This is a genomic window from Achromobacter sp. K91, from assembly GCF_003576205.1.
Classification (GTDB): Bacteria; Pseudomonadota; Gammaproteobacteria; order Burkholderiales; family Burkholderiaceae_B; genus Achromobacter; species Achromobacter aegrifaciens.
The window spans coordinates 1-25,034 of record NZ_QWFB01000037.1 but is presented as its reverse complement, the minus strand read 5'-3'; the positions used below and the strand labels follow the sequence as shown (position 1 = coordinate 25,034).

Genomic DNA, 25,034 nt, shown 5'->3' with positions numbered 1-25,034 from the left:
AGGACATCCATCATGAGCAAAGACTGGCCCCTGTGGGAAGTGTTCATCCGCAGCCAGCACGGCCTGGCGCACAAGCACGTCGGCAGCCTGCACGCGCCCGACGCCGAAATGGCGATCAACCACGCCCGCGACGTCTACACGCGCCGCAACGAAGGCCTGAGCATCTGGGTGGTGCGCGCCTCCGATATTTCGGCCAGCAGCCCCGGCGACAAGGATCCGCTGTTCGAACCGGCCAACAGCAAGGTCTACCGGCATCCCACGTTCTTCCCGATGCCCGAAGAAATCAAGCACATGTAAGACGGCGGGGGAGACATGGACAAGACTCTGTTTGAATACCTGCTGCGCCTGGGCGATTCCTCGCTCATCCTGTCGCAGCGGCTGGGCGCCTGGACCGGCCACGGCCCGATCCTGGAAGAAGACCTGGCGTTGACCAACACCGCGCTCGACCTGTTGGGCCAGGCCCGCATGTGGCTGACGCTGGCCGGCGAAGTCGAAGGCGCCGGCCGCGACGAAGACGCGCTGGCCTATTTGCGCGATGCGCACCAGTTCCATAACGCGCTGCTGGTCGAACGCCCCAACGGCAACTACGCCGACACCATGGCGCGCCAGTTCCTGTTCGACGTCTGGCACTATTTCCTGCTGCAGCGCCTGGAAAAGTCCAGCGACGAACGCGTCGCCGGCATTGCGGCCAAGGCCATCAAGGAAGTGACCTACCACGTGCGGCGTTCCTCGGACATGGTGGTGCGCCTGGGCGACGGCACGGCGGAAAGCCATGCCAAGATGCAGGCCGCCATCGATGATGCCTGGCGTTTCACCGGTGAGTTGTTCGCCGACGACGCCGTCGACCTGGACGTCGCCGCCCGCGGCATCGGCTGTGAACTGTCGGCCCTGCGCCAGCCCTGGCTGGCCCATGTGCGCGAAGTCCTGGAAGAAGCCACCCTGACGGTGCCCGACGAAGCCGCCGCCAGCCATCTGGCATACCGTGGCGGACGCCAGGGCAAGCACACCGAGGAACTGGGCTACGTGCTCGCCGAAATGCAGTTCCTGCCGCGCGCCTACCCGGGAGCCACCTGGTGAACGCGCTGGCGCCCGTTTCCGCCGACCAGGTCTACGCCTGGCTGCAGGAGGTCCCCGACCCGGAGATCCCCGTGCTGTCCGTGGTGGATCTGGGCGTGGTGCGGGACGTGTCCTGGGACGGCGAGGCCTGTGTCGTGGTCATCACGCCCACATACTCCGGCTGTCCGGCCATGCGCGAGATCACGCAGGATATCCAGCAGACGCTGGCCCGCCACGGCGTCGCCGAGGTCCGCGTGGAAACCCGCCTGGCGCCAGCCTGGACCACCGACTGGATGAGCGAGAAGGGACGCGAGGCGCTCAAGGGCTACGGCATCGCCGCGCCCGCCGAACGCGCCGTCGACATCTCGGGCATCAGCCGGCGCGCGGCCGGCCCCGCCATCGCCTGCCCGCGCTGCGGCTCGAAAGACACGCGCCTGGTCAGCAACTTCGGGTCCACGTCGTGCAAGGCGCTGTATCGCTGCGTGTCTTGCCGCGAGCCCTTCGATTATTTCAAGACTCACTGAGAGCGGTTTCGCAATGAGCCAGAACCAATTCCATTCCTTGACGGTGGCTTCGGTGGCGCGCAACACGCGCGACGCCGTGGTCGTGACCTTCGACCTGCCCGAGACGCTGGCGCAAGAGTTCGCCTTCCTGCCGGGCCAGTACCTGACGCTGCGCACCGAGCTCAACGGCCAGGAACAGCGCCGCTCCTATTCCATCTGTTCCGCGCCCCACGACAAGCTGCTGCGCGTGGCCATCAAGAAGGTGGACGAGGGCGTTTTCTCCAGCTGGGCCAACCATGAACTGCAGCCCGGCCAGACCCTGGAAGTCATGGCGCCGGCCGGCAACTTCACCGTCGATTTTTCCCCCGAGAACAAGCGCCACTATGTGGCGTTTGCCGTAGGCAGCGGCATCACGCCGGTGTTCTCCCTGGTCAAGACCGCGCTGTCGACCGAGCCCGACAGCAAGTTCACGCTGTTCTTCGGTAACCGCGCTTCGTCCGCGGTGCTGTTCCGCGAAGAGATCGAGGACCTGAAGAACCTCTATATGGAGCGTTTCTCGCTGGTCTACATCATGAGCCGCGAGACCCAGGACATCGAACTCTTCAACGGCCGCCTGGACGGCGACAAGGTCGACCAGCTGATGTCGGCCTGGATGAGCCCCGAGGATATCGATTACGCTTTTGTCTGTGGTCCGCAGACCATGACCGAAAGCGTGGTCGAGCGGCTGCAGGCCCGCGGCATTCCGAAGTCGAACATCAAGTTCGAACTCTTCGGCGCGCCCAAGGGGCCGCGCGCATTGCGCACCGGCCAGGACGCCCGCCAGGCGCCCGGCAAGGGCCAGTGCGAGGTGACCGTGGTGCAGGACGGCCACAGCCGTATGTTCGTGATTGAAAAGAATAAAGACAGCGTGCTGGATTCGGCGCTGGCGCAAGGTATCGAACTGCCGTATTCGTGCAAGGGCGGGGTGTGTTCCACCTGCCGCTGCAAGGTCATCGAAGGCGAGGTGGACATGGACGCCAACTTCGCCCTGGAAGACTACGAAGTGGCGCGCGGATTCATCCTGAGCTGCCAGAGCTTTCCGGTCAGCGACCGCCTGGTCATCGACTTCGACCAGGAAACCTGACCCGGCCCGCGCCAGGCAGATAAAACCATATCCATTTGGAGAGACGCAGTGTCCCAACAATTCTTCGAACGTCATCAGCCCCTGCTGGAACAAGCCATGGCCGCCGCCTCCCTGCGCGGCTACTGGAGCCCCTTTGCCGAGTCGCCCAGCCCCCGCAACTATGGCGAAACCGCCAACGACGACGGCCGCGCGGCTTTTGAAGCGCTGCAAGGCAAGCCTTTCCCGCTGAACCTGCACGACGCCGACGGTACCGTCGGCGGCGAAAAATCGCCGTTCGGCTTCGACTTGGGCATCACCTATCCGCACGTGCCCGCCGACAAGCTGATCGCCGCCTCCAAGCGCGCGCTGGAAGACTGGCGCCGCGCCGGCCCGCGCGCCTGGGTGGGCGTGTCGCTGGAAATCCTGGCGCGCCTGAACAAGCGCAGCTTCGAGATCGCCTACGCGGTCCAGCACACCACCGGCCAGGGCTTCATGATGGCCTTCCAGGCCGGCGGCCCGCACGCGCAGGACCGCGGCTTCGAAGCCGTGACCTACGCCTGGCAGGAAATGTCGCGCATCCCCGGCGTGGCCGTCTGGGAAAAGCCGCAAGGCAAGAACGACCCGATCCGCATGGAAAAGCAGTTCACCGTGGTGCCGCGAGGCGTGGCGCTGGTGATCGGCTGCTCCACCTTCCCGACCTGGAACGGCTACCCCGGCCTGTTCGCCAGCCTGGCTACCGGCAACACCGTCATCGTCAAGCCGCACCCCGGCGCGATCCTGCCCCTGGCCATCACCGTGAAGGTGGCGCGCGAAGTTCTGCAGGAAGCGGGCTTCGACCCGGACGTCGTCCTGCTGGCCGCGCACGCTGCCGGCGATGACACCGCGCAGAAGCTGGCGCTGGACCCGGCGGTCAAGATCGTCGACTTCACCGGCAGCACCGCCAACGGCGACTGGCTGGAGAACAACGCCCGCCAGGCGCTGGTCTACACCGAGAAGGCCGGCGTCAACCAGGTCATCATCGATTCCACCGACGACCTCAAGGGCGTGGCCCGCAACCTGGCGTTCTCGCTGGCCCTGTACTCGGGCCAGATGTGCACCGCGCCGCAGAACATCTACGTGCCGCGCGACGGCATCCAGACGCCGGAAGGCCGCGTCAGCTTCGACGAGGTCGCTGCTGCCCTGGGCGCCGCGGTCGAGAAGGTCGGCGCCGATGCGGCCAAGGCCGTCGAGCTGACCGGCGCGATCCAGAACGAAGGCATCGTCGAGCGCATCGAGAAGGCCCGCGCGCTGGGCCTGCCGGTGGTGGCCGACAGCAAGGCGCTGACGCACCCGCAGTTCGAGAACGCCCGCGTCCGCACGCCGCTGCTGCTGCGCACGGAAGCTGGCAACGCCGCCATCAGCCAGGAATGGTTCGGCCCGATCGCCTTCGTGGTGGCTACCGATTCCACCACGCACAGCATCCAGCTGGCGCGTGACAGCGTCATCAAGCATGGCGCGTTGTCGCTGTCGGCCTACACCACCAGCGACGCCGTCGCCGACCAGGTGCAGGACGCGGCTGAAGTCTCGGGCGTGTCGCTGTCGCTGAACCTGACGGGCGGCGTGTTCGTCAACCAGACCGCCGCTTTCAGCGACTTCCACGGCACCGGCGCCAACCCGGCCGCCAACGCCGCGCTGTCGGATTCGGCCTTCGTGTCCAACCGCTTCCGCGTGGTGCAAACCCGCCGTCATGTCTGAACGGGGGCGATGACATGAGCTACCAGGATATCCAATTCGACCTGTCCGGCGGCATCGCGCGCCTGACGCTGAACCGTCCCGACAAGCTGAACAGCTTCACCGCCAACATGCACGGCGAAGTGGCCGACGCGTTGACGCGCGTGGAGACCGAGGGCGCGCGTGTGCTGCTGCTGACGGGAGCCGGCCGCGGCTTCTGCGCCGGCCAGGACCTGAGCGAGCGCAAGCCCGCCGCCGACGGCACGCCGCCCGACCTCGGCGAAACCGTCGACAAGTTCTACGGGCCGCTGGTGCGCCGCGTCAACGCCTTGCCCATGCCCGTCGTGGTGGGCGTGAACGGCGTGGCGGCCGGCGCAGGCGCCAACCTGGCGTTTGCGGGCGACATCGTCATCGCCAAGGCTTCGGCAACGTTCATCCAGTCGTTCTGCCGCCTCGGGCTGATCCCCGACACGGGCGGCACCTTTGTGCTGCCGCGTCTGGTCGGCCGTGCCCGCGCCATGGGCCTGGCCATGCTGGGCGACAAGCTCAGCGCCAAGCAGGCCGAAGAGTGGGGCCTGATCTGGCAATGCGTGGCGGACGAGGAATTCGATGCCACGCTGGAACGCCTGGCGCAGCACTTCGCCAAGGCGCCGACCAAGGGCCTGGCGTACACCAAGCGGGCCATGCAGGCCAGCCTGGGCAATGACCTGTCCACGCAGCTGGACCTTGAGCGCGACATGATGCGCGAACTCGGCCGCAGCGCAGACTACGCGGAAGGCGTGGCCGCCTTCCTCGGCAAGCGCGAACCGCAATTCAAGGGGCAATAAGAATGAACGCACATGTTCCCGCGGTCGAAGTGCCGGCCGATCCCCAGGAGCTGGCGCAGGCCGTCGGCACCGTCATGTTTGCGGGCGATGCGGCCTCGCAGGGCCTGGACATGAAAGTCGAGGAAATGGCGCCGGGCTACGCGCGCCTGACCATGCGCGTGCGCGCCGACATGCTGAACGGCCACAAGACCTGCCACGGCGGATTCATCTTCGCCCTGGCGGACAGCGCCTTCGCCTTTTCCTGCAATTCGCGCAACGTCAGCACCGTGGCCTCGGGCTGCACCATCGACTATCTGGCCCCGGGCTTCGAAGGCGATCTGCTGACTGCCGTGGCGCAGGAGCGTTCGCTGGCCGGCCGCACCGGCGTCTATGACGTCACCGTCACCAACCAGGAAGGACGCAACGTGGCGCTGTTCCGCGGCCGCTCCTACCGCATCAAGGGCCAGATCGTCGGCGTCCCCGCGGACGCTTGAGGCAGCCAGCCAACCAAAGCTATACGGCCGCGGGCCGCGCCGCGAGCGGGCAGGGCATACGCCCGCCGCGATCCGGCCCCGCGCAGAGAGAATTTCAGGAGAGAGATAACCATGTCCAACACCATGAGCAAGCCGGGGCTGGACCCCATCGAGCATGCCAGCCAGGATGAGCTGCGCGCGCTGCAGCTCGAGCGCCTGAAGTGGTCGCTCAAGCATGCCTACGACAATGTGCCGCACTACAAGAAGGCTTTCGATGAAGCCGGCGTGCATCCCGACGATCTGAAGCAGCTGTCCGATATCTCGAAGTTCCCCTTCACCACGAAGAAGGAACTGCGCGAGAACTATCCTTTCGGCATGTTCGCCGTGCCGCGCGAGCGCATCTCGCGCATCCACGCCTCCAGCGGCACCACCGGCAAGCCGACGGTCGTGGGCTACACCAAGGGCGACCTGGACAACTGGGCCAACCTGGTGGCGCGCTCGATCCGCGCGGCGGGCGGCAAGCCCGGCGACACGGTGCACGTGGCCTACGGCTACGGCCTGTTCACGGGCGGCCTGGGCGCGCATTACGGCGCGGAACGCCTGGGCTGCACGGTCATCCCGATGTCGGGCGGACAGACCGAAAAGCAGGTGCAGTTGATCAACGATTTCCGTCCGGACATCATCATGGTCACGCCCTCCTACTTCTGCAATATTCTGGAGGAACAGCGCCGCCAGGGGATTGATCCGCGTCAAAGTTCGCTGCGCATCGGCATCTTCGGCGCCGAACCCTGGACCGGGCAGATGCGCGCCGACATCGAGGCCGAAGCCGGCATCGACGCCGTGGACATCTATGGCCTGTCCGAAGTGATGGGGCCTGGCGTTGCCAGCGAATGCGTCGAGACCAAGGACGGTCCGGTGGTCTGGGAAGACCATTTCTACGCGGAAATCATCAATCCCGACACGGGCGAGCCCGTGGCCGACGGCGAGCCGGGCGAACTGGTGTTCACCTCGCTGACCAAGGAAGCGATGCCCATCATCCGCTACCGCACCCGCGACCTGACGCGCCTGCTGCCGCCCACCGCGCGCAGCATGCGGCGCATCGGCAAGATCACTGGCCGCAGCGACGATATGCTGATCGTGCGCGGCGTGAACATGTTCCCGACCCAGGTCGAGGAACTGGTCCTGAAGATCGCCCAGCTGGCGCCGCATTACCAGTTGGTGCTGTCGCGCACCGGCAATATGGACGAGCTGGAAATCCTGACCGAACTGCGCGCCGAATTTTCCACCCTGTCGGATGCCGAGCGCGCAAACCTGGGCAAGCAGCTCCAGCATGCCGTGAAGACGCACATCGGCGTGAGCGCGCGCATCCAGGTGTCGGATTCCGGGCACGTGGAACGCACGCTGACCGGCAAGGCTCGCCGCGTGATCGACAAGCGGCCGAAATAAGGTCCAAAAAAAGCAGCCGCAAGGCTGCTTTTTTACTTGATCGTCCCGCGCACGATGCGCCGGTACCAATAGTGCAGCAAGGCCGCCGACAGTCCCAGGCCGACCATGGCCATCAGCCACATGCTGCCCGCGCCCTGGGGGGAGCCAGGGACCAGGATGGCGCGCACGCCGTCCAGGCCACCGCGGCCCGGGCCGAAACCGAACCACCAGCCGCCGACCAGGCCCACGCCCGCCAGCGCCACCACCTGCAGCAGCAGCGGCACCACCGCGACCTTGTAGGCGCGCAGCAGGTAGGAGTTGATGCACTGCATCGAGTCGAACAGGTGGAACAGGGGCAGGACGGCCAGCAGCGTGGTCGCCACCGCGGCCACCTCCGGATTGTCGGTATAGGCGGCCAGGATCAGCGGACGGCCGGCCAGCAGCACCGCCGCCGTCAGCAGGGCGCCCAGGATGCCCAGCGTCAGGCCGGCCATGCCGGTGCGATGCGCATGGGCGAGGTTGCCCGCGCCGATGGCCTGCGCGGTCAGGGCTGCCGTGGCGACGCCCAGCGCCATGGGCATCATGTAGCAGAGCGCGGCCAGGTTGGACATGATCTGATGGCCGCCGGTCACGTAAGTGCCTTCGCGCGCCACCAGCAGGGCCATGAAAGTGAAGGCCGACACTTCGACCAGGTAGGAACCGCCCATGGGGATGCCCAGGCGCAGCAGTTCCTTGAGCGTCTTCCAGTCGGGCTTGCCGACGTGCAGCTTGAAGCGGCGGTAGTAGCGGTCGTGGGTGATGACCCACAAGCCGAGGCCCAGGCTCATCCACGACACCACGGCGGTGGCCAGTCCGGCGCCGGTGGCGCCCATGGCGGGCAATCCCAGCTTGCCGTAGATGAACAGCCAGTTGAAGAAGGCCTTGAAGACTATGGCTGTCAGGTTGATCGCCATGACCAGCTTGGGCCGCGAAACCGACGTGCCCAGCGCGTAGATGGTGCGGAACACCAGCGCGGCGGGCAGGGCCAGCACCAGGGCCTGCAGATACGAGCCGATGCGTTCGCGCACGCCGGGAGCGACCTCGCCGGACATGGACAGCCACATGTTGGGGAACAGCATCAGCACGGCGCCCACCACGGACAATCCCAGCGCCAGCCAGACGCCCTGGCCCCAACTGCGGCCGACCTCAAGATTGTTGCCTGCGCCGAAGTGCTGGGCCAGGATGGGGATCAGGGCGTGCACCACGCCCATCAGTCCGACGAAGATGGTGATGTAGATCGACGCGGACAGCGCCATTGCCGCCAGGTCGGCGGCGCTGGAATGGCCGGTCATGGCGGTGTCGAGCACGCCGAAGGAGATGCCGGCCCATTGGCTGACCAGCACCGGCCAGGCCTGCCTGGCGATGCCGCGCAGGGTGGCGCCGAAACTCATCGGCGCGGCGGGCGCGGGCGTCATCGGGGGGCGCCGACTCGGAGCAGGCGGAAGACTTCCTGGCGGTCGGCGCGCCGGCCGCCTTGCCACAGCACCTCGGCGCCGTCGCTGTAGGCGGCGGTGTTGTCCCGCAAGCTCTGGTTGCTGGTCTGCTGCAGCACCAGCGTGCACTTGGAGTCGAACGTGAACGTGAGGTTATTGAAGATCAGGAACGAGGCGCGCTGCCCGCTGCCCAGGCTAAGCCCGCGCACGCACTCGCCGGGGCGCACGTTCTGCTGCAGCGCCTGGGCTAACTGGCCCGACACGGTGCGGTAGCTGCGGGCGTAGTCCACGGCGGGTTGCCACAGCAGCACCAGCAGGATCCAGGTCACCGTCAGGCCGCCGGCCGACAGCACCGTGCCGCGCCACAGCGCCTGCGGCCGCACCCGCAGCCGCCACACCACCAGCGCGATCCAGCCCACGGTGAAACCCACGGCCAGCGCGAACGCGACCCAGGAGATCTCGGGTTGGTAGCCGGTGGTCTGGCGGGCGATATTGCGGGAAATCTGCGCCGGCCAACCGAAGTGCAGGGCAACCCAGCCCAGCCAGACCGTGATGGCCGTCAGCGAAAAGCACATGACGGCGAACCAGTCCAGCGTGTTGACCACGCCGCGGCGCAGCGTGGGCAGCGAGAACGCGCCCAGCACCGCGCAGGGCACGGCCAGCAGCACGTACTCGGAATCCGAGGCTTCTTCCAGGCCGAACAGCACGACCGCCGAGCACACCAGCAGGACCAGCGGCAGCCAGATGTGCGGCGCGTAGAGCCAGGCGCGCCAGCGCCAGATGGCCAGCAGGGCCAGCGGCCAGGTCGGCCACAGGTACCAGGGCAGGTCGCGCAGGGTGCGCCCGATGTCATGCCAGGGCGGCACGGCGAAGGACGACAGGTTCCAGGTCTTCCAGTTGCGGATCCAGTATTCGCTGCTGTGGCTGGCGGGTATCCACCAAGCCAGAATCAGGACGGCGGCCAGCAGCGCGGCCCACGGCAGCCAGCGCCGGCATTTCCACAGTCGGCTGCGGGGGTAGAACGCCAGGGCCGCGCCCACCATGATGGGGATGGCGCCGACCCAGCCGCGGGTCAGGAAACTGGCCGCCAGTGCGATGCCCAGGGTGGTGCTGCCGGTGAATGGCCGGTCTATGCTGCGCGCCAGCGAATAGAAGGCAAGCGCCTGCCAAGCCATGATGGCGGGCACCACGGTGGTTTCGTGGGTGCGCTGCAGGATGCCGACCGTGGCCAGCAGCAACAACAGCGCGGCGTCCGCCAGCATGCGTCCGTAGTCGCGCGGTTCGGGTTCGCCGCCGAAGGGCAGGGCCAGCGGTTGCGCCTCGGCGCGGCGGCCCAGCAGATAGGTGCCGTACCAGACGCTGGTGGCGGTGATGCCGAACCACAGCAGATTGGGCAGGCGGCCGGCGGTGATGTCGCCGATGTAGGGGCCGAACAGCCAGATGCAGATCGCGCCCACCCAGGTGATCAGGGGACCTTCCTCGGCGTGCGCCAGGTGTCCCACCTGCGGCAGCAACCAGGTGATGCCGCCTTCGCGGATCGCCGTGATCATGGTCGCCAGTCCCACGGCATCGTCTGTTTTCCACGGGTCGCGCATGAACAGGCCGGCCACGATATAGGCCAGCGACAAGCCCAGCAGAATCAGTCTGGGCAGTTTCGCGGTAGCCACGGACGTGAGCCGGGCTGGAGTGGAAATGGAAAGTGGGGACACGGGCGTTAATGTAACCGAGTGGTCTGGTTGCGCTAGTACCCAGCGTCAGAATCGGACGGCCAGGGAGAAAAAAAAGCAGCCCGGAGGCTGCCTTTTCGCTGCGGCTCCCGGGGGAGCGACAGATCAGGAAGCGGACTTGACCGTGCCTGCGGTGCGGGCGAAGCGGGCGCGGAACTTTTCCACGCGGCCGGTTTCGACGATGCGCGTCTGGGCGCCCGTGTAGAACGGATGCGATTCGGAGGTCACGTCGCACTTGAAGAGCGGGTACGTCTTGCCATCCAGTTCGATGCTTTCGCGCGTCTGGACGGTCGAACGGGTGATGAACTTGTTGCCCGTTTGCAGGTCGGCGAAGACGACTTCGCGGTATTCGGGGTGAATGCCTTCTTTCATGGTGCTTTCCTAGGGCTCTGTCGAGCCTTGCAAGTTGTTAGGGTCGCCAGCCGGGTGTCCGGTGTCCCGCCTGCCTGGCGAACCCGCCGATATGCGGATCGGGTTTGCCCAGCGGCCGGATACTCGTTGACTGCTCCAGCCACGTATCCAAAAAGTAACCCCAAATTCTAGCATGGGAATTTTGGCCAGGCCAAGAGGAAAGGAGGCCCCGCTCAGGGGCTCCCCTTGGCCAAAAATTGGGGCCAGATAAATTCGGCGCTTAAAGATCCGTGCGCAGCTTCCAGATCTCGGGGAACAGCACCACTTCCAGCATGCGCCGCAGGTAGTCCACGCCCGACGTGCCCCCGGTGCCGCGCTTGAAGCCGATGACCCGTTCGACCGTCGTGACGTGGCGGAAGCGCCACAGGCGGAACGCGTCTTCCAGGTCGGTCAGCTTTTCTCCCAACTGGTACAGGTCCCAGTAGCGGTCGGGCTGGCGGTAGACCGTCAGCCAGGCAGCTTCCACGCCAGCCGACGATTGGTAGGGTTGGGTCCAGTCGCGTTCGAGGTGATCGGCCGGCACGTCCAGGCCGTGGCGCGCCAGCAGCCGCAGCGCCTCGTCGTACAGCGACGGGGCTTCGTAGGCGCTGCGCACCTGGGCCAGCAGGTCCTCGCGGTGCGCATGCGGCTTTAGCATGGCCGCGTTCTTGTTGCCGAGCAGGAATTCGACCTGGCGGTACTGATAACTCTGGAATCCGCTGGAACGCGCCAGATAGGGACGCAGCGCCGAATACTCGGGCGGCGTCATGGTCGCCAGCACGTCCCAGGCATGGACCAGCTGTTCCATGATCTTGCTGACGCGGGCCAGCATCTTGAAGGCGGGCTGCAAGCGGTCGGCTGCCACATTGGCGATGGCGGCGCGCAGTTCGTGCAGCATCAGCTTCATCCAGAGTTCGCTGGTCTGGTGCTGGATGATGAAGAGCATCTCGTTGTGCTCGGGCGACAGCGGATGCTGCGCGCCCAGCAGTTCGTCCAGATGCAGGTAATCGCCATAGGTCATGTCGCGCGTGAAATCCAGCTGCGCTTTTTCCTGGCGGACGATGTCTTCGGGGCGTTCGGAGTGGCTCATGCGCGGCCTCCCTTGCAGGGCGGGGCGGCGCGGCGCGCCGAGGCGGGCAGGGCGCGCCACGAGGGCGCGTGGGGGCGGGCGCAGGCAAGCGCCGCATGCAAATCGGAATGGTCTTTCATGGTCGTGCTTCCAGAACCGGCGGCCGACTTCGGATCGGCCGCCATGGCCAGCGGACCAGCCTACAGTTCGCGCAGGACGGCGCGAACCGGGCTGGCATCGGCCTGGACCAGCGCCAACGGCAGTGCGATCAACTCGTAATCGCCTTCCGGCACATCGTCGAGCACCAGGTTCTCCAGTACCCGCATGTCGTGCCGCAAGATCGTGTGGTGGCTGTCCAGGGTCTTGCTGGACGCGGGGTCGATGCTGGCCGTATCCAGGCCGATCAGCATGACGCCGCGTTCGGCCAGCCATTCGATGGTCTGGGGCGCGTAGGCGGAGAAATCGTCGGTCCACCAGTCCTGCGCGGCATGCTTGGCGGTGCGGACCAGCACGCGCGGCGGCAGGTTCAGGGCCGCATGGGCCAGGTGGTCCACCGTGATGAGGGGGCCGCAATCGATGGCGTGGATGACGCGACAGGGACCCAGGAATGGTTCCAGTGATACGGCCCCGATGGCTGCGGCGCCGTTCTGGTAGTGCAGGGGAGCGTCAGCGTGCGCGCCGATATGCGGCGACATGGTGATTTCGCTGACATTCACCGGACAGCCGGGCGCAAGCGACCATTTCCATTGCTGGCGGTACGGCGTGTCGCCAGGAAAGACTGGCGATGCGGTGGACACGGGCGGGGAAATGTCCCACAAGCGTTTCATGTCAGGCGGGGGGATCGAGAGATGCGTTAAGCCTAAAGCAATTGCGGGCGCTAGTCTAACGAATTCCGGCGCGGGCCGCAGCCTACAGGCCGCCGAGTTCGGCCATGGACACGACCGTGCCGGCAGCCACGATCAGGTGGTCCACCAGCCGGATGTCCACCAGCGCGAGCGCCTGCTTCAGGTGCTGGGTGAATATGCGGTCCGCGGCGCTGGGCTCGGCCAGGCCGGACGGATGGTTGTGGGCGATGATCAGGGCGGCCGCGTGATGGCGCAGGGCTTCGCGCACGACCTCGCGGGGATAGACCGATGCCTGCGACAGGGTGCCGCGCGCCAGCTCGCCCGTGGCGATCAGGCGCAGGCGGTTGTCCAGGTAGAGCGCAATGCAATGTTCCACCTGCCGGTGCCCCAGCGCCATCTTGCAATATTGTTTTACCGGCAGCGGGTGATCCAGATTGCTGTTGCGGGCCAGATCTTCCTCGATGGCGCGGCGGGCCAGTTCCAGCAGGGCGGCCAGCATGCACGCCTTGGAAACCCCCAGGCCGGGAACCGCGGTCAGTTCCTCGGGCGTCGCGCCCAGCAGGCCTCGCAGGCCGCCAAATCGGGTCAGTAGCCGGCTGCCCAGTTCAACCACGTCCAGGCCGGGAATACCGGTGCGCAGGGCGATGGCGAGCAGTTCCGAGTCCTGGAGCGCAGCGGCGCCGTGGCGCAGCAACCGCTCCCTGGGGCGCTCGTGTTTGGGCAGCCGGTCGGACAATTTCATAAGAGGCTCTAAAATCAAGGTTTACTCAATTGCATATACGGTGGCAGATCTTGAGCATCGCCTCTAATGAAGTGAACGTTTTGGTCCGTCCGGATTCCTACCTGACGCTGCACTATCGCATCACGCTGGCCTCGGGCCCGGGCAAGGATTCCGTGTTCGCCGACACCTTCGATGGCCGTCCCGGCACGCTGCAGATGGGCAGCGGCCAATGGGCGCCTGGCCTGGAAGCGGCGCTGGTCGGCCGCGCCGAAGGCGAGCGCTTCAGCGTCACGGTCGAACCCGCCGACGCCTACGGCGAACGCAACCCCGAACTGATCCAGCGCGTCACGCGCGCCATGCTGGCCGAGCATGCGGGCGCCGACGCCACCTTCGAACCCGGCGACCTGGTGGAATTCACCGCGCCCAACGGCGGCCGCTATTCGGGCGTCCTGAAGGAAATCAACGACGAATCGGCCCTGTTCGATTTCAACCACCCGCTCGCGGGCATCAGCTTGCGGGTCGACGTGGCGCTCTTGGGAGTCCTCTGATGAGCCAGGTTGTCACCGCCACCGACGCCGAAGTCCTGCTGGCGCAGCCGCGCGGCTTCTGTGCCGGTGTGGATCGCGCCATCGACATCGTCGAGCGCGCGCTTGAATTGCATGGCGCGCCCATCTATGTGCGCCACGAAATCGTCCATAACCGCTACGTGGTGGAAGACCTGCGCGCCAAGGGCGCCATCTTCATCGATGAACTGGACGACGCGCCCGCCGGCGCCATCGTGGTGTTCTCGGCGCACGGCGTGTCCAAGGCGGTGCGGGCCGAGGCCGACGCCCGTGGGCTGCGCGTGTTCGACGCCACCTGCCCGCTGGTCACCAAGGTCCACATCGAGGTGGCCCGCATGCGCGCGGCCGGCCGCGAGATCATCATGATCGGCCACAAGGGCCATCCCGAGGTCGAGGGCACGCTGGGCCAGGCCCAGGGCGGCATGTACCTGGTCGAGACCGTCGAGGACGTCGCCGGCCTGCAGGTCACCGATCCCGAGAACCTGGCCTACGTCACGCAGACCACCCTGTCGGTGGACGACGCGGCGGCCGTGTCGCGGGCGTTGAAAGAACGCTTTCCCAACATCGCCGAGCCCAAGAAAAGCGATATCTGCTACGCCACCCAGAATCGCCAGGACGCGGTCAAGGTGATGGCGCCGGATTGCGACCTGGTGCTGGTGGTGGGCAGTCCCAACAGTTCCAACTCCAACCGGCTGCGCGAAGTGGCCGAGCGCAAGGGCGTCGCGTCCTATCTGATCGACGGTGCGCAATCGATCGATCCGGCCTGGCTGGTGGGCCGCAAGCGCATCGGCGTGACCGCGGGCGCTTCCGCGCCGGAGATCCTGGTGCAGCAGGTGATCGATCGGGTCAAGGAATTGGGCGCGGTGTCGGTACGCACCATGCCCGGCCTGGAAGAGAATGTGGCGTTCCCGCTGCCCAAGGGCCTGTCCCGCAAGTCGGCGCAGACGGAATCGCTGGAATAAGCAGGCGGACGCCGCGCGCATGCGCGGCGCCGCAACAGAAAATCAAGGAGACTTCATGCAGTTGTACAGCTACTTTCGCAGCTCGGCCGCGTACCGCGTGCGCATCGCCCTCAACCTGAAGGGCTTGCCCTACGAATACCTGCCCGTGCATCTGCTGAAGGACGGCGGCCAGCAACTGTCGGCGGATTATCGCAAGGTGAATCCGACCGCGCTGGTGCCCACGCTGGTCGATGGCGACGCCGTCATCGGCCAATCGCTGGCCATCATCGAATACCTGGAAGAAACGCATCCTGAAGTGCCGTTGCTGCCGGCGGACGCGGTAGGCCGCGCGCGGGTGCGCGACCTGGCGCTGGGCATCGCCTGCGACACGCATCCCCTGAACAACCTGCGCGTGCTGAAGTACCTGAAGCACACCCTGGGCGTGGACGAGGCGGCCAAGACCGCCTGGTACAAGCACTGGGTGCATCAGGGCCTGGAAGCCCTGGAGGCGCAATTGGCCGGTTCTTCCGCCACCGGCCTCTTCTGCCACGGCGATACGCCCACCATTGCCGACCTGTGCCTGGTGCCCCAGGTGGCGAACGCCCAGCGTTTCGACTGCGACCTGTCGGCCATGCCCAACGTCGTGCGCATCGATGCCGCCTGCCGTGCGCTGCCGGCGTTCGACGCGGCCGCGCCGGGCAAGCAGCCCGACGCGGAGTAGCGCCTATCCGTGTGCGGACCGGCTCAGCCGATCTGCACCGGCACGAAGATCTTGTCTTCGCCGCGCTGTACCAGCAGGGCGACCGTCTTGCCCGCCTTGGACAGCGCGTCCTTCACCTGAGCGACGTTGCGCACCGGTACGCCGTTCAGCGACAGCAGCACATCTCCCGGTTCGATCCCGGCCTTGGCGGCCGGTCCGATCGAACGTTCGATCAGCAGCCCCTCGGCGCCAGCCGCCTGCTGCTCCTGCGGGCTCAGCGGACGCAGTGCCAGGCCGAGCTGGCCGCGCTGAACCTCCTGGTCGCCAGCCGAGGCCTGCGTCTTGTCCTTGGGCACGCCGCCCAGGGTGGCGACCAGCTCCTTCTGCGAGCCGTTGCGCCAGACGTCCAGCTTGATCTTTTCGCCCGGAGTCGCCAGCGTGATGGTGGAGGCCAGGTCGCCCGAGGACACGATGGTCTTGCCGTCGATCTTGCGCACCACGTCGCCAGGCTGCAGGCCGGCCTTGTCGGCGGCGCTGCCTTTCTCCACGCTGGAAACCAGCGCGCCCGAGGGGGTATCCAGCTTGAAGGAGTTGGCCAGGTCCTGGTTCACTTCCTGCACCGTCACGCCCAGCCTAGCGTGCTGCACCTTGCCGTGTTCGAGGATCTGGTCCTTGATCTTGTAGGCCACGTCGATCGGGATCGAGAACGACAGGCCCTGGAATCCGCCGGTGCGGCTGTAGATCTGCGAATTGATGCCCACGACTTCGCCGCGGTCGTTGAACAGCGGGCCGCCCGAGTTGCCGGGGTTGACCGCCACGTCCGTCTGGATGAAGGGCACCGAGGTGTCGTCGGGCAGCGACCGGCCCTTGGCGCTGACGATGCCGGCGGTGGCCGTGTTCTCCAGGCCGTAGGGCGAGCCGATGGCCAGCACCCATTCGCCCACCTGCAGCTGGTTGACGTCACCCACCTTCACCACCGGCAGGTTCTTGGCGTCGATCTTGAGGACGGCCACGTCGGTTTGCGGATCCGAGCCCAGCACGCGGGCCTTGTATTCGCGGCGGTCGGTCAGCTTGACCGTGACTTCCTTGGCGTCCTGCACCACGTGCGCATTGGTCAGGATGATGCCGTCGGCGCTGACGATGAAGCCGGAGCCTTCGCCGCGCATGGGCACTTCACGCGCGGGCCGCTGGCCGCGCGCGCCGGGAATCTGGCCGAAGAATTGGGCGAACGGATCGCCTTCGTCGGCGGACACTTTGCGGGTGCCGCTGACGCTGATGTTCACCACGGCCGGACCGAAGTCGCGCGTGATCTGCGCAAAGTTGGGCGGGCTGGACGTGCCCGGCGCCTGGAAGGAGGAAGCGATGGCCGGCGCGGTGGCCGCCATCGAAACGCCGCCGGTGAAGGCGGTTGCGCCCGCGCCGCCTATGGCGCCGGCTGCCAGCAGCGCCAGCACCAGGCGCGAGGGTTTCATTTGGGTGGTCTTCATGTCGGCTCCTGCGTTCATGTTGAAGGACATGGCGCTATCTTCGGGCCTGACACTTAGGCGAGTCTTAAGTCGGAAAAACCACCTTCACGCGCAGGCCTGCGCCCACCGGCGTGTCCTGCAGTTCTATGGTGGCGCCGTGCTGGTCGGCGATGCTGCGCGCGATCGCCAGCCCCAGGCCGCTGCCGTGCTGCGAATTGCCTTCGACGCGGTAGAAACGGTCGAACACGCGCTCGCGCTCGTCCGGCGCAATGCCGGGGCCCTCGTCGTCGATCAGCAGGGTCGTCTCGCCGGGAGCCTGTTCCAGATGGAGGTGGACGCGCTTGCCGGCGGGCGTGTACTTGATTGCGTTGTCCAGCAGGTTGCGTGCCAGCAGCGTCAGCGCGTCGCGATGTCCCTGCACCGATGCTTGCGGCGCGCCGTCCAGGTCGATGCTGATCGATTTCGCGTTGGCCTGGGGCAGCATTTCAGAGAGCGCCTGGCGCAGCACGTCGGCCAGGTCCACGGTTTCGGCGGGTGCCTGTCCGGCCGCGCTTTCATGGCGCGCCATGGATAGCAGCTGTTCGACCAGGCGTGTCGCGCGGTCGATGCCGGCTGCCAGCCGCTGTTCGGCCAGCCGGCGCGCATCCGTGTCGCCCGCGCGTTGCAGGGCCTGCAATTGCAGGCGTAGCGCAGTCAGGGGCGAACGCAGTTCGTGCGCCGCATCGCCGACGAACTGCTTTTGCTGCGCGAAGGCGCCGCGCATGCGCTCCAGCAGCAGGTTCAGTTCCAGCACCAGCGGCCGGATCTCGTCGGGCAGGCCCTCCACGCTGACGGGTGACAGATCTTCCGGCTGGCGCGCCGCAACCTGGGCGCGCGCCCGCTTCACAGGCCGTAGCGACCAGCTGACCACGCACCAGACGATCAGCATGAGCAGGGGAGCGGCGGCGGCGATGGGGGCGATGGTGCGCAGCGCCAGCGCGCGCGCCATGCTGGTGCGCACGGTCATGTCCTGCGCCACCTGGATGACCTGGAAGGGCGTGGCCAGCGAATATACGCGGTAGGTGCTGCCCTCCATCTTCGCGTCGGAGAAGCCGAGGACGATCTGGTCCGGCAGCGGCCGGCGGGATCGGGAATTGAAGACACGCACGCCGTCGGGCGTCCAGATCTGGATGATCAGGTCGTCCGCCACGGGCGAACCCGCGCCGCGCGCGTGCGCCGGACCTGTGCTGAGCAGTCCGTCGCCGGTGCCCAGCGACAGGGCGGTGCGCTGCAGCAGCGAGTCGAAGATATCGTCGGCCTGCGCCAAAGTGCTGCGGTAAGCGATGGCGCCTTGCACCAGCGCGCCGACCACGATGGCGGCCAACAGGAAGAAAAGCAGCCTGGCTCTCAGTGAGTAGCTAAGCGGAATGCTCATGTTTTGGGGATGACATAGCCGACGCCTCTGACGTTCTGGATCAGGTTCGGACCCAGCTTCTTGCGCAGGCCATGAATATAAACCTCAACAGCGTTGCTGCTGATGCCGTCTTTCCAGCTGTACAGCTTTTCTTCCAGCTGGGCGCGCGAAAAAATCATGCCCGGGCGAGCGATCAGCGGTTCGAGCACCGCCCATTCGCGCGCGGTCAGCGTGACCGGAGCGCCGTCCACCATGGCGGCGTGCGACTGGGGATCGATGGTGATGCCCTCATGCTCGAACACCGGTTCCGCGCGGCCTGCGCTACGGCGGATCAGGGCGCGCATGCGGGCCAGCAATTCATCCACGTCGTAGGGTTTGACCACATAGTCGTCGGCGCCGGCGTCCAGTCCCGCGATCCGGTCGCTCACGGCATCGCGGGCGGTGGCTATCAGCACCGGCGTGCGGTCCTTGCGCGTGCGCAGGTCGCGTAGGAGCGACAGGCCGTCGCGCTTGGGCAGCCCCAGATCCAGAAGTATGAGGTCGTACGTATCGGTGCGCAGCGCGAGCTCCGCGGCATTGCCGTCCTTGACCCAGTCTACGGCGTAGTGTTCGGCGCGCAGGCAGTCCAGCACGCTCTCGCCTATCATGAGGTCATCTTCGACTAGAAGGATGCGCATGGTCGTGTCCGCCAGGATGGTCCAGCAGATTGGACGCGTGGCGGCGGACGGGAGTTCCCGGGTGAGGGTTCGGCGCGCGAACCGGCGCGGAAATGAAAAAAGCAGCCCGAGCGGGCTGCTTTTTGGAATCTGGTGCCGGCAATAGGAGTCGAACCTACGACCTTCGCATTACGAATGCGCTGCTCTACCAACTGAGCTATGCCGGCAAGACCATTTGCTCCGCTCCTGTAAGAGCCGCAAGCAAAACATCTTCGTTTTTTCCGGTCCGTCACCCTGTTTATGGGGTCCGATCTGGAAAGACCGAGATCATATCAGAGTTTTTTTGCGATGGGAAACCAAGCGGGCCAAACAGGCGAAAAAATCAGCGATTTGCACACTTCAAATTTTTAGTTCATAATCTCGTTTCTTAGCAGTTCCCCGATAGCTCAGTCGGTAGAGCGACGGACTGTTAATCCGCAGGTCGCTGGTTCGAGCCCAGCTCGGGGAGCCAAAGAATTCAGGGCCATTCACGCAAGTGAATGGCCCTTTTGGTTTTCTCCATCAGGGCGGCGAGCATGGAAGATCGGGTATGGACGACAAACGCATAGGCGTGACGGTGATTTCCGGCTTCCTGGGTAGCGGCAAGACGTCGCTGCTCAATCGCCTGCTGAGGGATCCGGCATACGCTGATGCTGTCGTCATCGTCAATGAGTACGGTGAGATCGGTGTGGACCATCACCTGGTGCGCCAGGCCCGCGACAACATTGTCCTGGTTGAGGGCGGCTGCCTGTGTTGCGTCGTCAGCGGCGCGGTAGTCGACGCTTTACGCGAATTATTCATGTTGGCGCTCAGCCGCAAGATCAAGCCCTTTCGTCGCGTGGTCATCGAAACCAGCGGATTGGCCGATCCCGCGCCCATCCTGTTCACCCTCAAACACGACCGCTTCCTCGCCGAGCGCTATGCGTACCGGGGCGCGATCGTCCTGGCGGACGCCCGCAATGGGTTGGACCAATTGGAGCGGCAGCCCGAAGCCCCGCGGCAACTGGCCCTGGCGGATGTCGTGGTGTTCAGCAAGCCGGACCTGGCGGACGCCGCGAGTCTGGATCTTCTGGATCAGGCCGTCGCCGCCATTAATCCGGGGGCGCAGCGCTGCGTGCAATGGCCTGATGCGCCGCTTGCGGATCCGCTGCGCACGGGTCTCGACCTGCGGGCCAGGCGCGATGGCGTGACTCTTGCGAATTGGTTGCGGCCCTTCGCACAGTCGAGAGCCGCCGTTCATGGAGATGTGGGCAGTTTCTCGCTGGTATTGGCTGCTCCTGTCGGGCGGGCGGCGTTTCTTGCTGGCATGTCGCGGGTTCTGGAACGCTTTGGGCAGGGCTTGCTGCGCATGAAGGGGCTGGTGTGCTTTGAGGGTGAGGCGCTGCCGTGCGAGGTGCATGGCGTGCATGGCGAGCTCTATCCGATCAATCAGCTGGAGCAGTGGCCGGACGAGGAGCGGGCGTCACGGCTGGTCTGCATCCTGCGGGGGGTGGATATCAATGAGGTTCGTGCCGCCTTGGGCGTTGCGCTCGGGCAGCTGGCTCCTTGATCGCCTGCGTCTGAGCGTCTGGTCCGGTCAGGGCTTGCGGGTGGCCGTCTCGATTATGGTGTCGATGTTGCGCCGAAATACGGTATAACCGGAGCGGTCTGGTGCAAGAATCGAGACAATCATGGATCGTTTGAAAGCCATGCAGGTATTCGTGGAAGTCGCTGACAGGGGCAGCCTGTCGGCGGCGGCGATCCATCTGGACATGTCGCGCGCCATGGTGTCGCGCTATCTCGCGGAAATGGAGCAGTGGGTGGGGGTGCGCCTGCTGCACCGCACGACGCGGCGCCTGAGCCTGACGCCGGCCGGCGCCGAAACGCTGCCGCGCTGCCGCCAGATGCTGGACATGGTGGGAGACCTGCGCAATGCGGTATCGACCCCGGACGACACGCCCCGCGGGCTGCTGCGCATTACCACCAGCATGTCGTTTGGCTCCCGCCATCTGGCCAGCGCCATTACCGACTACGTCAAGCTGCATCCGGGCACCTCGGTTGACCTGATGCTGGTCGACCGCGCCGTCAATCTGGTGGAAGAGCGCGTGGATCTGGCGGTGCGTATCACCAATGACCTGGATCCCAACCTGATCGCCCGCAAGCTGGCGGTCTGCCGTTCGGTGGTGTGCGCCTCGCCCGAGTACCTGCAGCGCGAAGGCGTGCCGGCGCGCATCGAGGACCTGTCCTTGCGCAACTGTCTGACTCATTCGTATTTCGGCAAGAGCCTGTGGCGCTTCGAGCGCGACGGCGAGCCGGTGGATGTGCCGGTCAGTGGCAATATCAGCGCGAACGAGGTGTCGGTGTTGTCGCGCGCGGCGCTGGAGGGCGCGGGTATTGCGATGCTGCCGACCTACTATGCCGCGGACTACATCGCATCGGGCCGCCTGCGGGCCATCCTGACGCAAAGCAAGCCGCAGGAACTGGGTATTTATGGTGTTTATGTCTCGCGCCGCCAGATGCCTCTGATCTTGAGGTCCATGCTGGATTTTCTGGTGGACCGCCTGGAATCCACGCCGTGGGACAAGCCTGCTCCGTAGTTTTTGCGCCGCGCAAGGCGCTGTGCGGGCTTGAGGGTGGGGTATATGGCGGTATAATGAAACAACTGCTTGAATATGTTGGACGCGGCGGGCGGATGCCGGCCTTGTCTGGTTAGAAAACATCCAAGAATCGTGGTTGCGGCTTATGTGGGCCGCGGGCATTGCGGAACTGGTTTTTCGCGTGCGCCAGGGGAAACGTATCGGGTTTGTGGGTTGTGGCGGTCTGTCCGTGGCGCCCGAACCTTGATGATTCAGGTCCTTGATATCGATTGCCGCGGGAAGGCGGCGCCGGGTTGCCGGCGTGCTCCGCGGGCTGGCTGGCGATTTGTGCCGGCTTTTCCAGAATTTGCTTGAGTGTTTGCTGCGCGGGGCGCGGCAGGCATCCCGCTCAATCCCGATTGGCGCGGTCGTTTCGGCACATGTCCGGGGTATCTCTATCCGGGGCGCATGGCGGTAAACACAGGAATCCAGTGAGAACTACGCAAACCCATGCAGTCTGTTGCTGGCGAGCCGCCGAGGCTGCCGGTGCGGCGGCGGGTGCCTGTGCTGCCGTGCTGCGCACGTCGGTGCAGCCGGGTTTGCTGGATCTGCGGATTTTTTCCGGCGCCGCAAATGAAAAAGGCCCGGCGAAATCGCCAGGCCTGAATCAATTTGGTTGCGGGGGCAGGATTTGAACCTACGACCTTCGGGTTATGAGCCCGACGAGCTGCCAGACTGCTCCACCCCGCGTCTGAGAAATGAATAGTAGCCTTATTTTCAACCTAGCGCAAGTTAGCCCTTTTTGAATTTGAATGTCGATGAACGATAGCGAGGCAATACTCGTGTTGGAAACCGCGCTGCTTTGCGCGGCGCAGCCGATGCAACTGTCCGATATGCGCAAGCTATTCGGGGACGATGAACAATTCGACAACAGCGCATTGCGCACGCTTCTGGAAACGTTGCAGGCCAATTGGGCCGATGGCGGGCTGGAGCTGGTGCAGTTGGCCACCGGATGGCGCTTTCAGAGCCGTCCGCGCATGCAGCGCTACCTTGAGCGCCTCAATCCGGAAAAGCCGCCCAAGTATTCGCGCGCCGTGATGGAAACGCTGGCCATCGTGGCCTGGCGCCAGCCGGTGACGCGGGGCGACATCGAGGATATCCGCGGCGTCACCGTGTCTTCGCAGATCGTGAAGGCGCTGGAGGACCGCGGTTGGATCGAGGTCATCGGCCACCGCGACGCGCCGGGCCGTCCGGCGCTGTTCGGCACGACGCGCCAGTTTCTCGATGACCTGGGCCTGCGCGCCCTGGATGAATTGCCGGCGCTGGAATCCGCGCAGGCCGCGGCCGCGCTCGCCGGGCTGGATCTGGGTGAAGTGCAGCAGGTGCTGGGCGGCGAAGCGCCCGCCACCGAGGATGCGCCCACCGATGGTGCCGAAGCTGCCGGTCAAGCGGTTGCCGAGGCTGCGGAGGGCGTCGAGGGTGAGGCGAGCGCCGAGGGCGAGGTTGGCGGCGAAGCCGAGGCTCGTCCTGACGGCGAACCTGCGGCTACGGCAGGCGAGGGTGAGGCGTCCGAAGTCAGTATTCCGGTTGCGGAATTGTCTGTTTCGGAACAGGATGTACCCATCGCTCCCGTCGATAGCGTAGAATCCATGCTTTCGCGCACAGAAGAAGGCGCGGATCCCGCCGACGAATCCACCGTCCGGGAGCAAGCCGAAGGCTTGTCCAATACGTCAGCCACGTCCGGTTTTCCCGACGATGCGGCTGACAACGACATTTCCGATATGGCCGCCGATGCCCCAGAAGCCGGCGCTGCAAAGGAAAGCGTCGAGAACGCAAAACACGCGGAACCGACCGACCCGATTGACGAGACCGATACCGCGGCGCCTGACGCCGCCGGGCATGAGCCCGCTTCCGGTCTTGCCGATCCTGTTCGGCCTGGCCCGGATGCCGCCTCTCCGGAATCGGACGAGGCAGGCGTCGAGCGGCCCGAGGCCGACCGACAGCCGGCGTCCCCAGATGATGACGAGCCTGCCGCAGGCAGGCCCACCCAAGTTTGAAATTCGGAGCTGTCCCAGTGACAACGAATACAGCAATGCAGGACGACAATCCCCGTTCGGATGATGCCGCTTCCAATGGCCAGCCGGAATCCGCCGCGCGTGAGCCGGCGGCTGAAGGCGAGACGGGAGCCCGCGGCAGGGGCCGCAAGCTGAGAACGCCGTTCCGCCGTCGCCGCGGCGATACCGCCGCCGAGCAGGCGCCGGCCGGCGAAGCGCAGCCCGCGGCGGCTGCCGCCCCTCAGGCCGAGCCGCAGGAGTCGCGCGGCACCGAGCAGGAAGCCGAGCAGGCGTTGTCGTACCTGGAAACCGCTGACCGCATGGAGCAGCGTCTGGGCAAGTACCTGAACAGCGATTCGGTCATGCCCAAGCTGCACAAGGTGCTGGCGGACGCCGGCATCGGTTCGCGCCGCGAAATGGAAGAACTGATCGTTGCGGGCCGCGTGTCGGTCAACGGCGAGCCGGCCCATATCGGCCAGCGCGTGGCGCCCAATGACCAGGTGCGCGTCAACGGCAAGCCCATCATGCGCGTCAATACGAAAAAGCCGCCGCGCGTGATCCTGTATCACAAGCCCGCTGGCGAGATCGTCAGCCATGACGACCCGGGCGGCCGCGCAAGCGTTTTTGCCCGCCTGCCGAAGCTGCGCACGGGCAAGTGGCTGTCGGTCGGCCGTCTGGATCTGAACACGGAAGGCCTGTTGATCTTCACGACCTCCGGCGACATGGCCAACCGCATCATGCATCCGCGCTACGGCACGGAACGCGAGTACGCGGTGCGTGTGCTGGGAGAAATGGACGAGGCTCAGCGCCAATCGCTGGTCGACGGCATCGAGCTGGACGACGGCATGGCTGCCTTCGGCGCCCTGGACTACCTGGGCGGCGACGGCAGCAACCGCTGGTACCGCGTCACCCTGCAGGAAGGTCGCAACCGCGAAGTCCGCCGCATGTTCGAGGCCGTGGGCGTCACGGTCAGCCGGCTGATCCGCACCCGTTTCGGCGACGTGGTCCTGCCGCGTACGCTGCGCCGCGGCCGCTGGGAAGAGCTGGATTCTTCCCTGGTCACGGCCTTGATGGTCCAGTTGGGCCTGGTACGCGACGACGATGAATCCGGCGGCAACCGTCGCCGCTCCAAGCAGCCGCAGTCGCATGACAGCGCGCTGCCCCCGGGTTTCGGCACCATGGACCGCAACGGCATGAACGGCGCGCGCATCGGCCGCCGCGGCAAGCTGCAAGGCGGCCGCTTGGGCAGCGCAGGCCAGGCGGCCGCGTGTCCGTCGGATCCTTTTGGCACGGGCCTGATGATTGCCGGTGGTTATGCCAACGGCCATCCCCTGTCGGGAGAGGGCGCTCTGTCTCTTATACACATCT

General features: G+C 65.9%; 24 protein-coding genes and 3 tRNA genes. 16 read left to right on the top strand and 11 right to left on the bottom strand.

Annotated elements, in window-relative coordinates; all coding sequences use genetic code 11:
• Positions 1 to 12: 12 nt before the first annotated feature.
• The 8 genes from paaB to paaK all read left to right on the top strand — a co-directional run bounded on the left by paaB (position 13) and on the right by paaK (position 7,096).
• Positions 13 to 297, top strand: coding sequence for a 1,2-phenylacetyl-CoA epoxidase subunit PaaB (paaB, locus tag DXK93_RS19195; protein WP_006388300.1), 285 nt, complete (start codon positions 13 to 15; stop codon positions 295 to 297).
• A 15-nt stretch (positions 298 to 312) separates the two neighbouring features.
• Positions 313 to 1,077, top strand: a complete 765-nt coding sequence (gene paaC / locus DXK93_RS19190) for a 1,2-phenylacetyl-CoA epoxidase subunit PaaC (protein WP_119450888.1) — start codon at positions 313 to 315, stop codon at positions 1,075 to 1,077.
• Complete coding sequence (gene paaD, locus DXK93_RS19185) at positions 1,074 to 1,580, top strand: 1,2-phenylacetyl-CoA epoxidase subunit PaaD (RefSeq protein ID WP_054450968.1); 507 nt, start codon at positions 1,074 to 1,076, stop codon at positions 1,578 to 1,580. Before paaC ends, paaD begins: the two co-directional genes overlap by 4 nt.
• 13 nt (positions 1,581 to 1,593) lie before the next feature.
• The gene (gene paaE, locus DXK93_RS19180) at positions 1,594 to 2,682 is read left to right on the top strand and encodes a 1,2-phenylacetyl-CoA epoxidase subunit PaaE (protein WP_054450969.1); all 1,089 of its coding nucleotides are present in this window, start codon (positions 1,594 to 1,596) and stop codon (positions 2,680 to 2,682) included.
• Between the two features lie 48 nt (positions 2,683 to 2,730).
• Positions 2,731 to 4,395 (top strand): phenylacetic acid degradation protein PaaN, encoded by a 1,665-nt coding sequence (gene paaN / locus DXK93_RS19175; RefSeq protein ID WP_054450970.1) that lies wholly within the window; start codon positions 2,731 to 2,733, stop codon positions 4,393 to 4,395.
• A gap of 14 nt (positions 4,396 to 4,409) precedes the next feature.
• Positions 4,410 to 5,198 carry a 2-(1,2-epoxy-1,2-dihydrophenyl)acetyl-CoA isomerase PaaG gene (gene paaG, locus DXK93_RS19170; protein ID WP_119450887.1) on the top strand — a complete coding sequence of 263 codons (789 nt, stop codon included), beginning with the start codon at positions 4,410 to 4,412 and terminating at the stop codon, positions 5,196 to 5,198.
• 2 nt (positions 5,199 to 5,200) lie between these two features.
• Positions 5,201 to 5,671 (top strand): hydroxyphenylacetyl-CoA thioesterase PaaI, encoded by a 471-nt coding sequence (gene paaI / locus DXK93_RS19165; protein WP_054450972.1) that lies wholly within the window; start codon positions 5,201 to 5,203, stop codon positions 5,669 to 5,671.
• Positions 5,672 to 5,782: 111 nt separating this feature from the next.
• Positions 5,783 to 7,096 (top strand): phenylacetate--CoA ligase PaaK, encoded by a 1,314-nt coding sequence (paaK, locus tag DXK93_RS19160; RefSeq protein ID WP_054450973.1) that lies wholly within the window; start codon positions 5,783 to 5,785, stop codon positions 7,094 to 7,096.
• Positions 7,097 to 7,128: 32 nt separating this feature from the next.
• On the opposite strand, the gene DXK93_RS19155 is transcribed toward paaK, so the two are convergent.
• The 6 genes from DXK93_RS19155 to radC all read right to left on the bottom strand — a co-directional run bounded on the left by DXK93_RS19155 (position 7,129) and on the right by radC (position 13,320).
• Entirely contained in the window at positions 7,129 to 8,529 is a 1,401-nt protein-coding gene (locus tag DXK93_RS19155) for an MATE family efflux transporter (RefSeq protein ID WP_119450886.1), read from the bottom strand.
• Positions 8,526 to 10,256 (bottom strand): glycosyltransferase family 39 protein, encoded by a 1,731-nt coding sequence (locus DXK93_RS19150; protein WP_054450975.1) that lies wholly within the window; start codon positions 10,254 to 10,256, stop codon positions 8,526 to 8,528. Before DXK93_RS19150 ends, DXK93_RS19155 begins: the two co-directional genes overlap by 4 nt.
• Before the next feature lie 123 nt (positions 10,257 to 10,379).
• A complete protein-coding gene (locus DXK93_RS19145) occupies positions 10,380 to 10,646 on the bottom strand; it encodes a type B 50S ribosomal protein L31 (RefSeq protein ID WP_054450976.1) in 267 nt (88 codons plus the stop codon).
• A 259-nt stretch (positions 10,647 to 10,905) separates the two neighbouring features.
• Positions 10,906 to 11,754: a tryptophan 2,3-dioxygenase gene (kynA, locus tag DXK93_RS19140; protein WP_054450977.1), complete on the bottom strand. Its 849-nt coding sequence runs from the start codon at positions 11,752 to 11,754 to the stop codon at positions 10,906 to 10,908.
• A 179-nt stretch (positions 11,755 to 11,933) separates the two neighbouring features.
• Positions 11,934 to 12,560: an arylformamidase gene (gene kynB, locus DXK93_RS19135; RefSeq protein ID WP_054450978.1), complete on the bottom strand. Its 627-nt coding sequence runs from the start codon at positions 12,558 to 12,560 to the stop codon at positions 11,934 to 11,936.
• An 82-nt stretch (positions 12,561 to 12,642) separates the two neighbouring features.
• Positions 12,643 to 13,320 (bottom strand): DNA repair protein RadC, encoded by a 678-nt coding sequence (gene radC / locus DXK93_RS19130; protein ID WP_054450979.1) that lies wholly within the window; start codon positions 13,318 to 13,320, stop codon positions 12,643 to 12,645.
• Positions 13,321 to 13,370: 50 nt separating this feature from the next.
• On the opposite strand from radC, the gene DXK93_RS19125 reads away from it, so the two are divergent.
• The 3 genes from DXK93_RS19125 to maiA are packed head-to-tail and all read left to right on the top strand — an operon-like array spanning position 13,371 to position 15,524.
• On the top strand, positions 13,371 to 13,847 hold the full coding sequence (locus DXK93_RS19125) for a peptidylprolyl isomerase (protein WP_119450885.1): 477 nt from the start codon (positions 13,371 to 13,373) through the stop codon (positions 13,845 to 13,847).
• Positions 13,847 to 14,824 carry a 4-hydroxy-3-methylbut-2-enyl diphosphate reductase gene (gene ispH / locus DXK93_RS19120; RefSeq protein ID WP_119450884.1) on the top strand — a complete coding sequence of 326 codons (978 nt, stop codon included), beginning with the start codon at positions 13,847 to 13,849 and terminating at the stop codon, positions 14,822 to 14,824. The genes DXK93_RS19125 and ispH overlap by 1 nt, the downstream gene beginning before the upstream one ends.
• Positions 14,825 to 14,879: 55 nt before the next feature.
• Positions 14,880 to 15,524, top strand: a complete 645-nt coding sequence (gene maiA / locus DXK93_RS19115; protein WP_054450982.1) for a maleylacetoacetate isomerase — start codon at positions 14,880 to 14,882, stop codon at positions 15,522 to 15,524.
• A gap of 23 nt (positions 15,525 to 15,547) precedes the next feature.
• On the opposite strand, the gene DXK93_RS19110 is transcribed toward maiA, so the two are convergent.
• The 4 genes from DXK93_RS19110 to DXK93_RS19095 form a co-directional block, all read right to left on the bottom strand.
• Positions 15,548 to 16,990, bottom strand: coding sequence for a DegQ family serine endoprotease (locus tag DXK93_RS19110; RefSeq protein WP_054450983.1), 1,443 nt, complete (start codon positions 16,988 to 16,990; stop codon positions 15,548 to 15,550).
• A 64-nt stretch (positions 16,991 to 17,054) separates the two neighbouring features.
• On the bottom strand, positions 17,055 to 18,383 hold the full coding sequence (locus DXK93_RS19105; RefSeq protein ID WP_119450883.1) for an ATP-binding protein: 1,329 nt from the start codon (positions 18,381 to 18,383) through the stop codon (positions 17,055 to 17,057).
• Positions 18,380 to 19,039 carry a response regulator gene (locus DXK93_RS19100; RefSeq protein WP_054450985.1) on the bottom strand — a complete coding sequence of 220 codons (660 nt, stop codon included), beginning with the start codon at positions 19,037 to 19,039 and terminating at the stop codon, positions 18,380 to 18,382. Before DXK93_RS19100 ends, DXK93_RS19105 begins: the two co-directional genes overlap by 4 nt.
• 130 nt (positions 19,040 to 19,169) lie before the next feature.
• A tRNA-Thr gene (locus DXK93_RS19095) sits at positions 19,170 to 19,245 on the bottom strand.
• 208 nt (positions 19,246 to 19,453) lie between these two features.
• Between DXK93_RS19095 and DXK93_RS19090 the strand changes: the two genes are divergently transcribed.
• The 3 genes from DXK93_RS19090 (at position 19,454) to DXK93_RS19080 (ending at position 21,633) form a co-directional block, all read left to right on the top strand.
• A tRNA-Asn gene (locus DXK93_RS19090) sits at positions 19,454 to 19,529 on the top strand.
• Between the two features lie 78 nt (positions 19,530 to 19,607).
• Positions 19,608 to 20,606: a GTP-binding protein gene (locus tag DXK93_RS19085; RefSeq protein WP_119450882.1), complete on the top strand. Its 999-nt coding sequence runs from the start codon at positions 19,608 to 19,610 to the stop codon at positions 20,604 to 20,606.
• 121 nt (positions 20,607 to 20,727) lie between these two features.
• A complete protein-coding gene (locus tag DXK93_RS19080; RefSeq protein WP_119450881.1) occupies positions 20,728 to 21,633 on the top strand; it encodes a LysR family transcriptional regulator in 906 nt (301 codons plus the stop codon).
• 652 nt (positions 21,634 to 22,285) lie between these two features.
• On the opposite strand, the gene DXK93_RS19075 is transcribed toward DXK93_RS19080, so the two are convergent.
• Positions 22,286 to 22,362 (bottom strand) — tRNA-Met (locus tag DXK93_RS19075).
• A 68-nt stretch (positions 22,363 to 22,430) separates the two neighbouring features.
• On the opposite strand from DXK93_RS19075, the gene scpB reads away from it, so the two are divergent.
• Both scpB and rluB read left to right on the top strand, forming a co-directional pair.
• Complete coding sequence (gene scpB, locus DXK93_RS19070) at positions 22,431 to 23,669, top strand: SMC-Scp complex subunit ScpB (RefSeq protein WP_370127217.1); 1,239 nt, start codon at positions 22,431 to 22,433, stop codon at positions 23,667 to 23,669.
• A gap of 35 nt (positions 23,670 to 23,704) precedes the next feature.
• The coding region (gene rluB / locus DXK93_RS19065) for a 23S rRNA pseudouridine(2605) synthase RluB (RefSeq protein ID WP_199728315.1) at positions 23,705 to 25,034 on the top strand (1,330 nt) is incomplete at its 3' end.